The organism is Legionella jordanis, from assembly GCF_900637635.1.
GTDB classification, from domain to species: domain Bacteria; phylum Pseudomonadota; class Gammaproteobacteria; order Legionellales; family Legionellaceae; genus Tatlockia; species Tatlockia jordanis.
On record NZ_LR134383.1, the window covers coordinates 2593879 to 2605000 of the forward strand.

Below are 11122 nucleotides of genomic sequence, written 5' to 3' on the forward strand. Positions count from 1 at the left end.
AACTATGAGCACTTTGAATTTTATGGAACGCTCATGACAACTATTAATCAATTCAAGGAGTGTAAAGATAAGACTGCATTTTTATTAGAAAACTTCCTTGATGAACAGTTCTACGAAGAATTGGGTAAACTTGACAAGGAAACAAGACAGGAACTGGCCATTGAAATTTTGGCAAGCGACAATTACCAGAGAATTATAATTAAATTGGCTGATCTGTGTTTTCGCAAAAATGGCAGTGAATTCATTCGCAAAGGCTCTTCTGATTTTTTGGCAGATGTTCTATGCGAATTGCTCCGTAGAAATGAATCCAAAGAAAAAACAGAAACTTTCGCTTATATACTTGAACACAACTCAGAAGTTTTACCTCAAAACTATGAGTTTTCAGAAGCGTTCAAAAATATACTTGCCATTATCCAGGATATAGCACAACGATTTGCCAAGAGTCGAGCTGATTTAAGCTATATCAATCATTTAGCCAGTAATATTTTTATTAAAGTTTTTGGCCGGCTGGTCATTGACTCATTGGCGCCTATAGATAGCTCAAATCCCTCTCAATATCAAAAGCAATTTTTCCTTCCAGGAAAATTACAGCAATTTAGTAAACAGCCTGAGATGCTTCAGCAATATTTTAATGAGAAACTGCAAGATACAACGCCAGATACGGAATTGATAGCAGAAATCTACTCTGAACTACAAGAGCAAAAAGAGGTTGCTCATTTAAATGCCATTACAACCATAAAATCGCTTATCCTGAATAATCACTGGGAAGTGGCCGGGATTGGATTTTTAAAGGGTGGTGTAAACCTGGTTTTGGAGGGCAAGACCTTAAAAGTACCTCATCGGGTCGCAGAAATAGCTAATCTAGTTGAGGGATTCGAACAACTAGAAGACCCCAATGCTGAAGATCTCTTTCAATTGTATCGAAGCCTTCAAACTAAAGCGAAAGAGGCTTTGGACCAGCCAAGACGAGGGCAAAAAGAAAGTACACGGGAATTTTATCGTGCCTTGCTGAACAACAGTTATCTATTGACTACTTCAGCAGTTGAAGCATTCGAGTTGGCAAGTGATAACACTCCTTTGCTCTAATGCTGTTGTGCAAGCCTATTCACTAACGCAGAATAGGCTTGCAAGCATCCTCACAGAATTTTAAATCACGCTCGACCTGGATGGTTGCATGATGAATTTTGTGCTTCTCCCGCAACCTGTTAACCATTGAAACCCTATCTTCATCTGCCAAAGGAGAATCTGGCATAAATAGATGTACAGAAAGGGCATTTTCTTTCGTACTTAAAGCCCAAATGTGCAGATCATGAACCTCCTTTACCCCAGGAAATGCAAGAAACTCCTCCCTCACAGCACTCCAGGAAATATTTCTCGGAACAGCATCTATCAGTAAATAAAAACTGTCTGCAAATAGCGACCAAGTGGCCTTTACGATTATTACCGCTATTAAAAGGCCAACGATTGGGTCAATCCACAGCCAATTTGTAAAATATAGAATAACGGCTGAAATGACTACACCAAAAGATATGAGCGCGTCATAAAGCAAGTGCAAAAAAGCGCCGCGAATGTTTAAATCATCAGAGCCGCGTAAAAATAATGCAGCGGTCAATCCGTTCACAACGATACCGATGCTGGCCACAATGATGACTGAAAAAGCATGTATTTCAGTGGGTGAAAATAGCTTGTAAGTCGCCTCAGTGGCAATGATGCCGCAAGTGAATACCAGTAGGAGGCCATTCGTCATAGCCGCCAGGATCGATGTTTTTTTCATCCCATAGGTTTTGCGGCTGGTTGGAATACGCTTTAATAAGTTATTGGCAATCCAGGCTAATATGAGGCTTAAAACATCACCGAAGTTATGCATAGCATCTGCCAGTAAGCTTGTGGAATTAGCCAAATAGGCAAAAATAACCTGACAGACGACAAATAAACCATTGGCGATAATAGCTATCAGAAAAGCTCGATTGAATTCCGTTGGTCCATGCGCATGGGTATGGGAATGATCGTGAGAATGCCCTGAATGTTCGTTCTCTCCAAGGCCAAAAATCATGACCTTTCCTCCGAAAGACCTGAATCCTTGACATCATTGGAAGGATTTTCTTCGGCATAATAATTGATACCAATTTTGATACGCTCTCGTTCATTTTGTTTACGCCATTGATTGGTATCTCTTAAAGAATACACGCATCCACAATATTCCTGTTTATAAAAATTTTCCCTCTTGGCAATTTGATACATCCTCTCGGAACCACCGTTCTTTCGCCAATTATAAGTCCAGTACTCGATAGCAGGATAACGGCTTGCTGCCCGTATACCAGCCTCATTGATTTGATTCATATCTTTCCAGCGTGAGATGCCAAGAGAACTGCTAATCACAGGAAAGCCATGCTCATGCGCGTACAGGGCTGTTCTTTCAAAGCGCATGTCAAAACAGGCTGTGCAGCGCTTTCCACGCTCAGGCTCCCACTCCAGGCCCTTTACGCGTGCAAACCAGTTATCTTTATCGTAATCCGCATCAATAAAAGGAATATCGTGTTTTTTAGCAAAAGCAATATTCTCCTGCTTACGAATCTCATATTCTTGCACGGGATGTATATTGGGGTTGTAAAAAAAAATGGAGAAATTAATGTTTGAAAACAACAAAGCCTCCATCACTTCGCCAGAGCAAGGGGCGCAGCAAGAATGCAACAATAATTTATCCGCACCGTTGGGTAAAACCAAAAGTTCTCGTTCAATCATAATCATGAATCCGCTAATTTGATAAAATGTTCTCGATAGTATATCAGTTCTGCAATGGAGTCTTTGATGTCATCCAGCGCCAAATGCTTGGATTCTTTTGTAAGGCCACTGCATAATTTGGGCCGCCAACGTTTTACTAACTCTTTCAAAGTACTGACATCAAGATTACGATAATGAAAAAATGCGGCTAATTCCGGCATATATTTGTATAAGAATCGTCGGTCCTGACAAATACTATTGCCACACATTGGAGATTTGGCTTTATCAACGTATTGTTTTAGGAAATTAATAGTCTGGCGTTCTGCTTCCGCCTCATCTATGGTTGATTCCTGCACCCTCTTGACTAAGCCTGACAGATTGTGTTGCCTCGTGTTCCAGTCATCCATGGCGTTCAACAAGGCATCATCCTGGTGAATGGCCAAGACTGGACCTTCAGCCAACACATTAAGATGGGCATCGGTGACTATGGTTGCAATCTCAATGATATGATCTCTTTCCGGGTCCAGACCAGTCATTTCAAGATCAATCCAAATTAAATTATCATTATGTTTCATTCATTATTTCCAAATTGTTCCGCACAATAAACCCTTTGCTGGTGAAGGACCTGTTTAATGGCCTCACCCTTATAACCTTGAGCAATGATTTCTTGCACCGAGATTTTGAGACATTCCGTTAATAAGCGGCGCCAAGCCTCTGCTTGTTTGTAGTCCTTTTCCTTAAATCCTCGCCCTTTCGCATCAGCTTCACAAACCACAAGCAATTTTTCGAATAAATTGGGGCGTCTAAAAGCATCTGCTTTTTCGAGTATTTTAATTTTAGTACTTGCTTTCAGTTCAAATAAACGGTGAATATTCAAGTGAAAACGCGAAGCCATTTCCGCAAATTTGCGATAGTCAGCGGGAATGCGCAAGCGTTCACAGAGGGCTTTAATGATGGGTATTCCCCGCATTTCGTGTTGAATTTGGCTTGGCCATTCACTCACAGGAGTTGCCGCCTTCCCTAAGTCATGCACTAGAGCCGCAAAACGCACTATTGGATCTTCAGATAAACGAGCTGCAACTTTAAGTACCATCAGACTATGGACACCACTGTCGATTTCAGCGTGATGTTTTGCGGGATTGGGCACTCCAAACAGTGCATCGATTTCTGGAAAAACAATCTTAAGGGCGCCACAACTTCTTAAGGTTGTAATAAATATTTCTGGGTTTCTCTCTTGCAAACTACGATACCATTCCTGCCACACGCGCTCGGCGATGAGGTGAGCCAATTCACCACGTTTTACCATCGCATACATTAAAGCCCGTGTTTCATCAGCGACTTTAAAACCCAGGTGATAATAGCGTGCGGCAAAACGAGCCAGTCGAAGTACTCGCACTGGATCTTCCATAAAAGCAGGAGACACATGCCTTAAAATTTTTTCCTTCAAATCTTTTTGCCCCTGATAGGGATCAATGATTTTTCCTTCTTCATCCATCGCCATCGCATTAATGGTTAAATCCCGACGCAACAGGTCTTCTTTCAAACTTACATTTGGTCTAAAGTCACATTGAAAACCGTAATACCCACTACCAGACTTTCGTTCTGTCCTGGCAAGAGCATATTCCTCTTTAGTTTTTGGATGAAGGAAAACGGGAAAATCACGGCCCACTTGTTGATAACCTAAGGCTTGCAGTTCTTCGGCTGTTGCACCAACTACTACCCAGTCGCGCTCCTGAACGGGGTAGCCCAATAACTTATCGCGTACAGCTCCGCCTACTAAATAAATTTTCATTGCTGGATTTGCCTACCCCATGCTTGCATTCTACAAAAATAATACTTAATTCTTCCTTTTTTGATATAAGGCTGAGATTTACCTAAGCAATAAGCTAAGAAAGCTAAGATATATGATAAAATTATCAAAAGAAATTCATTTGGCCAATTATTGAATTGGCGATTATAGACTATTTTTTAATAATGAGTAAAAGGCGGGTTAACAAACAGCAGACAGCGCGCATCAATAAAATTCAAGAAGAGTACCGTCACTCGATAGATGACGACTCGTCTTCATTTATTGGCTTGGTGCTTAGTCGTTTCGGTCGACACGCCGAAATTGAAGATGAAGCCGGCAACCGCATCCATTGCTCAGTCCGCCCCAACATCGATTCTTTAGTCGCTGGCGATAAGGTGATTTGGCAGGCTGCCGCTGTTGGCCAAGGGGTCGTTGTTAGCCGCTTCCCTCGCAAATCAACTTTAGGCCGTCATGATAAACGTGGTTTATTCAAGCCTGCCGCAGCAAACATTAGCCAAATTTTAATCGTTGTGGCACCAAAGCCGGAATTATCCTGGTTATTGCTGGACAGTTATCTTGTTATGGCCGAAAACCTAAATTTGAAAGCATCCATTGTTCTGAACAAAATTGATATTCCTTGCGATCCGTTAAAAAAAGAGCTCCTTGATTGCTATTTTCCACTGGGTTACCCCGTTTTAATGAGCAGTGCTAATTTTCCGGAGACTTCAAAACCATTGATAAATGCTTTAAACCATGAGGTCAGTGTTTTCGTGGGGCAATCAGGCGTAGGAAAATCTTCACTGATTGCGTCAGTTCTTCCTCATGAACAAGGAATCCAAACAGGCACCATCTCTGAGAGTTCAGAGCTGGGATGTCATACCACGAGTAATTCTCGCTTTTATCACATACCCACGGGCGGAGCACTCATTGATTCGCCCGGCGTTAGAGAGTTAGGTCTATGGCATATGGCGTCTCAGGAAATAGCTCAAGGCTATCGCGAATTTCGCCAACTCATAGGTCAATGCAAATTTCGCAATTGTGATCACAAGGACAATCCAGGATGCGCCATCACAGCCGCTTTAAGGGATAATTCCATCTCTCAGAGGCGCTATAATAATTTCATTAAATTAATTTCACAATTTGCTCCAACCAAACCCTAGGACACCACAGGTTGTACGGCCACATCGCATGACTCGTCTTTTGCTAAAATCCAATTTTCTAATGTATCCAGATAATCAATTACGGCATGAGAAGCTCCGCTTTTCGTATGCTGCATACTTTGCTTTAAACCTTTGAAAATTTCATTTAGGGTATTTTTTTCACCCTGCGTGGCTATCGACTCTGAAGTTGGAAGATGCTCTTGCAGGGACTTCTTAACTTCTTTAATTTGTTGATTGTATTGTCCCGGGTCAACCCCAAATAAGCCTTGCGATTTATGTCCCATTTGCAAATTAATGATCGACAATTTGTGGACTAAATAAACGCTAAGTTGCTGTAAAAAGTCTTTTTCGCTAACCTGTGGCCCTTGTCGCAACTGACTTAATACTTCTTCTCTTTGTTTAAAAGAGAATGCGGCTTTATTGAGTAGCCGATTAAATTCAATGTTAACCTGAATCCACTTGATGTATTCGTTTTGCGGCTGACTTAAACAATGTATTAGCTTTTGAAGAAAATTATCAAGGATGCTGCGCGTTCTGACTTGATTAAGAAAAGGTACAAGAGTTACAAATATTTGCTTAGGTTCAAAACAAGTGCAATTCTCTGGCTTAAACATCGTTTCTTCCTCGATGGATTGTAGCCATTTTAAAGTGTCTTCATAACGGGTGCATATGGTTTTAAAGTCCGTTTGATTCATAGCCCGTTGAACTATTTTCCTTATTAGATAAGTGTAAATGAATCTTATTTTACTAAAATCACCAAGCTCTAGCGCCAGTTCCACTGTTTTAAACAGCTCCTTGCCAGTTTCAGTGGTGGTGTTGCTGTATCCGGCAATTTCAAGCTGCACACCGGTAAACCATAAATAGCTAAAGCTATGAGTCATCAAAGAAACCATAATGATCGACACACGCCTTGTGGCTTCCTTGTCATCGATATGATCCCAATCTCGAAATACCCGCTTTGCCGAACACAAACGCATTTCTGCAAGAGCAGATATGGATTCTGAACGTATTGTTAAATTAAATTCCACGTCTGGATCATAATCCATAACCAATTTTGCTAACTTTTGTGCAACTAAAGCGGCGCACTCTCTCTCTTTGATGGGTTTTTTAATTTTGTTAGGGGTTATTGCTGTTTCAGCAGCCAATTTCGGTTGCATAGCTAATGCTTCAGACAACTGCTCATAGGGAGATTGAACTTCCTCCAACAGCTCACCAACTGTCATCTTTTCATGACGCCAGATTACAGAATGAGCATATAAGCGTGCGTATTCATCAGAAGGCAATTGGCTTAAAAATTCACTGAACTTCCCATAAGCAAGAAGAGCTGCTTTTTCCTGACTTTCGGAGATGGAATAACCCAGTCGAAGAGCTTTGGGGTTTAATGTTGCATTTACCAAATCCCTAACTGCCATGATGGTACGCCGACTAACAGGCAAATCGATTTTTTCATCTGCCAAAACCTGCAAATAATAAGCATAGAATTGATGCTCAACGTATTTTAACCGCTCCAATTCTTTTGCCGTTAACATTCTTGGCCTACTAGCTGTAAAACAGTAAAAGGTGCCATTTGCTTGATGGTTAGCGATACAGTTAGGAATATAAATTAACTCTTCTCCATCCTCCGATAGAATAAAATGCGATAAAGGATAATTTGTAATTTTTTCCTTGGTTACCGGGTCAATATGGAACTTGATAGTTGGAATGAGTAATTGATAATAATTTTCCTCAATATAGCCAGCCCCCGCCAAATATTGAGCTAATCGGATCCAGCCTCGATTATTCTCGGCTTGCTTGCGCAGATAGTCACTTGGCGTATCAATGATTTGTCGCCAACGCAGTTCATAAACTGCCTTTATCTTAAGAATAACCTCAGCTGTAATTTGTTTCTCATGTTCAAGAAGTCTTAAAATCTGCTGAATCCCTGGTTTGACCAGCTCAGTGGTTTGATCCAATTTTAAAATCAGTTCGCGTAAGTGCCCTGCATCAAAATATTTGCCTACTCTTTGATTTTCATAAACTCGGGTCAGATTTTTACATTTACTTACCAAAGTTGGGTCATAACGGCAAAGCCACCTGGCAATATTTGCCAGCTTTTCTTCCAAATCCTCTGTTCCTGCTAGGCAATCTAACAAAATATCAACGAGATAATAGTTCCGCTGATCACCATAGATCTCAATTCCATAAAAATGGTTAATGTCCTCAACAGAACAAGTCTCTAATTCAGAAATTAATGCTGCTAATTTTTTATTAAACTCAGGTTTATTGCTTTCCTGATTTATGACGTTGAAATATATTTCAATAAGTTCTAATAAAGAGGGAAGAATATGATCCGGACATTTTCCTTTTTTTTGCCAGGTTGGTGCTATTCTTCGAATTAGATAATCCCAGAAGTTGGCGTAAGTTTCGTCTTCAATTTGCTTTATTAATTCCTCACCTCGCTTCGCACGAATACGAAACATTTCTTTTAAAGTTAGAGCACGAGGATTAATTTTTTTCTGATCATACGTCTGGAAAATTGCAGAAGGTTGCTGAAATTTTTCATACAAGCTTTTTATTCGACGCCAACTGCCATCATTCGATAAATAAATATCACGAGGATCAATCTCTTCATCTAAACGAGAAAAACCATCGGGTTCTGACTTGTTTTTGGCAAGTGGAGGGATTAACAACTCCAAATAATGTTTTTTAAGAGATAGCGCCAAAGCTTTAGCCAAATTTATCCACAAAACATTTTGGCCTTGCGGGTCAAATGTATAGTCTTGAGGAGTATCAGCGATCGCTCTCCACCGGAATGCAAAGCATTCCTGCAGCCAGTTTAGTTCATCTTCATTTAATGCTCTGCTGCAAGTGCTGTTTAAACCGTCATGTTCGGGAGTTATGGTTGATGGTAAGGGGTATTTTTTTTGAAATGAAGCTAATATTTCTTTGTCGACCACTCCTAGTTGCCGTTCTATGTTTAGCAAGGCGCTGATAAATTCGTGAATCTGACTTATTAGCATACTGCTCTACATCCTGTAATGGTAATTAATTTTACTGCATCTAAAAAAAAGATACGAGTGTAATAACAACATAAAATTTTGATTTAACTCGTTTACGTTTATTTTTGATGGTGCAAAACGAATGTGAAAAATACTAATTTTAATTATTTTTATCTAGCTGCCAATTACCTTTTATCAGTAATGGTTTTTCTTTAAAACATTTGCTAGAAGATGAGCAATGTCTAAGAATTTTTAATGCCATTGTTAAAGCCTTGTCCTATCGGTTTTTTAAGTGGCTAAGAATCGTAAAAATAATCCGGGCTGGTTGTTGGCTTAGTGAATGTAAGCACCTCAACGTGGAGTACAAAACCACGAGGCTTTTTGATGAAATGAATGCGAATGAGAGTGCAAAATCAGCATGCCAGGCGAGAAAAATGGGTAAAAAAAAAGCGGCTTAATAGCCGCTTTAGGAATAAAGCCCTGGCGATGACCTACTTTCACATGAGGAAGCCTCACACTATCATCGGCGCTGGTCTGTTTCACTTCTGAGTTCGAGATGGAGTCAGGTGGTTCCAAACCGCTATGGTCGCCAGGAAAAACGTTGTCCTGCTGAGCAAATACCCATGTTAGGGGATATTCATTCATCAGGCTGGTAAAGATAAATATTAGGGCAACACAAGCTTGCCAAGCCTTGTCTTTGACTTGCCACATAAAAGCCATTCAGGTTATATGGTCAAGACAATCAGCCAATTAGTACGAGTTAGCTTCACACATTACTGCGCTTCCACACCTCGCCTATCAACGTCGTAGTCTTCAACGGGCTTCATGGGAAAACTCATCTTGAGGGAGGCTTCCCGCTTAGATGCTTTCAGCGGTTATCCCGTCCGAACTTAGCTACCCGGCAATGCAACTGGCGTCACAACCGGTACACCAGAGGTTCGTCCACTCCGGTCCTCTCGTACTAGGAGCAGCTCCTCTCAATTTTCCTACGCCCACGGCAGATAGGGACCGAACTGTCTCACGACGTTCTAAACCCAGCTCGCGTACCACTTTAAATGGCGAACAGCCATACCCTTGGGACCTGCTTCAGCCCCAGGATGTGATGAGCCGACATCGAGGTGCCAAACACCGCCGTCGATATGAACTCTTGGGCGGTATCAGCCTGTTATCCCCGGAGTACCTTTTATCCGTTGAGCGATGGCCCTTCCATACAGAACCACCGGATCACTAAGACCTACTTTCGTACCTGCTCGAGCCGTCACTCTCGCAGTCAAGCACCCTTTTGCCTTTACACTCTTGGTACGATGTCCGACCGTACCGAGGGTACCTTTGTGCTCCTCCGTTACTCTTTGGGAGGAGACCGCCCCAGTCAAACTACCCACCATACACTGTCCTCAACCAGGATTACTGGTCCAAGTTAGAACCTCAATAATGACAGGGTGGTATTTCAAGGTCGGCTCCATGCGAACTGGCGTCCGCACTTCATAGCCTCCCACCTATCCTACACAGTCATCATCAAAGTCCAGTGCAAAGCTGTAGTAAAGGTTCACGGGGTCTTTCCGTCTAGCCGCGGGTACACTGCATCTTCACAGCGATTTCAATTTCACTGAGTCTCGGGTGGAGACAGCGTGGCCATCGTTACGCCATTCGTGCAGGTCGGAACTTACCCGACAAGGAATTTCGCTACCTTAGGACCGTTATAGTTACGGCCGCCGTTTACCGGGGCTTCGATCAAGAGCTTCTCCGAAGATAACCCCATCAATTAACCTTCCGGCACCGGGCAGGCGTCACACCCTATACGTCTTCTTTCGAATTGGCAGAGTGCTGTGTTTTTAATAAACAGTCGCAGCCACCTGGTCTCTGCGGCCCTCACCAGCTTCATTTCGCATGGAAACTAACCAGCAAGGGCGTACCTTCTCCCGAAGTTACGGTACCATTTTGCCTAGTTCCTTCACCCGAGTTCTCTCAAGCGCCTTAGTATTCTCTACTTGTCCACCTGTGTCGGTTTGCGGTACGGTTCTCTATAAGTTATGGCTAGCAGCTTTTCCTGGAAGCTTGGCATCAATGACTTCCCTGCACCCCGAAGGGTCAGGACCACTCGGCACCTCAGCGTTAACGAGAAACCGGATTTGCCAAGTCTCTCCGCCTACATGCCAGTACCGGGACAACCAACGCCCGGCTCACCTAGCCTTCTTCGTCCCCACTTCACCACTTATAAAAAGTCCAGGAATATTAACCTGGTTCCCATCGACTACGCTCTTCAGCCTCGCCTTAGGGGCCGACTCACCCTGCTCCGATTAACGTCGTGCAGGAAACCTGGGACTTCCGGCGAGAGGGTTTTTCACCCTCTTTATCGTTACTCATGTCAGCATTCGCACTTCTGATACCTCCAGCACACTTCTCAATGCACCTTCATCAGCCTACAGAACGCTCCCCTACCACGTGCACTAAGTGCACATCCGCAGCTTCGGTGT

Annotated in this window: 7 protein-coding genes and 2 rRNA genes (1 of these 9 cut by a window edge); 2 read left to right on the plus strand and 7 right to left on the minus strand. The window is 42.4% G+C overall.

What is annotated here, in order from left to right:
- Positions 1 to 33 precede the first annotated feature (33 nt).
- A complete protein-coding gene (locus EL203_RS11740) occupies positions 34 to 1086 on the plus strand; it encodes a hypothetical protein (protein ID WP_058471315.1) in 1053 nt (350 codons plus the stop codon).
- A 22-nt stretch (positions 1087 to 1108) separates the two neighbouring features.
- Here the strand turns inward: EL203_RS11740 and EL203_RS11745 are convergent, their stop codons facing one another.
- The 4 genes from EL203_RS11745 to EL203_RS11760 are packed head-to-tail and all read right to left on the minus strand — an operon-like array spanning position 1109 to position 4513.
- Positions 1109 to 2053, minus strand: coding sequence for a cation diffusion facilitator family transporter (locus tag EL203_RS11745; protein ID WP_058471316.1), 945 nt, complete (start codon positions 2051 to 2053; stop codon positions 1109 to 1111).
- Complete coding sequence (locus tag EL203_RS11750) at positions 2050 to 2742, minus strand: epoxyqueuosine reductase QueH (protein WP_058472223.1); 693 nt, start codon at positions 2740 to 2742, stop codon at positions 2050 to 2052. The genes EL203_RS11745 and EL203_RS11750 overlap by 4 nt, the downstream gene beginning before the upstream one ends.
- Before the next feature lie 2 nt (positions 2743 to 2744).
- Positions 2745 to 3296: an oligoribonuclease gene (gene orn, locus EL203_RS11755; RefSeq protein ID WP_058471317.1), complete on the minus strand. Its 552-nt coding sequence runs from the start codon at positions 3294 to 3296 to the stop codon at positions 2745 to 2747.
- On the minus strand, positions 3293 to 4513 hold the full coding sequence (locus EL203_RS11760; RefSeq protein WP_058471318.1) for a multifunctional CCA addition/repair protein: 1221 nt from the start codon (positions 4511 to 4513) through the stop codon (positions 3293 to 3295). The genes orn and EL203_RS11760 overlap by 4 nt, the downstream gene beginning before the upstream one ends.
- Before the next feature lie 182 nt (positions 4514 to 4695).
- Between EL203_RS11760 and rsgA the strand changes: the two genes are divergently transcribed.
- Positions 4696 to 5670 carry a small ribosomal subunit biogenesis GTPase RsgA gene (gene rsgA / locus EL203_RS11765; protein ID WP_058471319.1) on the plus strand — a complete coding sequence of 325 codons (975 nt, stop codon included), beginning with the start codon at positions 4696 to 4698 and terminating at the stop codon, positions 5668 to 5670.
- On the opposite strand, the gene EL203_RS11770 is transcribed toward rsgA, so the two are convergent.
- The 3 genes from EL203_RS11770 to EL203_RS11780 all read right to left on the minus strand — a co-directional run.
- On the minus strand, positions 5667 to 8669 hold the full coding sequence (locus tag EL203_RS11770; RefSeq protein ID WP_058471320.1) for a hypothetical protein: 3003 nt from the start codon (positions 8667 to 8669) through the stop codon (positions 5667 to 5669). The two genes, rsgA and EL203_RS11770, sit on opposite strands and share 4 nt — an antisense overlap.
- A gap of 457 nt (positions 8670 to 9126) precedes the next feature.
- Positions 9127 to 9242 (minus strand): 5S ribosomal RNA (gene rrf / locus EL203_RS11775).
- Between the two features lie 135 nt (positions 9243 to 9377).
- Positions 9378 to 11122, minus strand: a 23S ribosomal RNA gene (locus EL203_RS11780); it runs 1153 nt beyond the window's last position.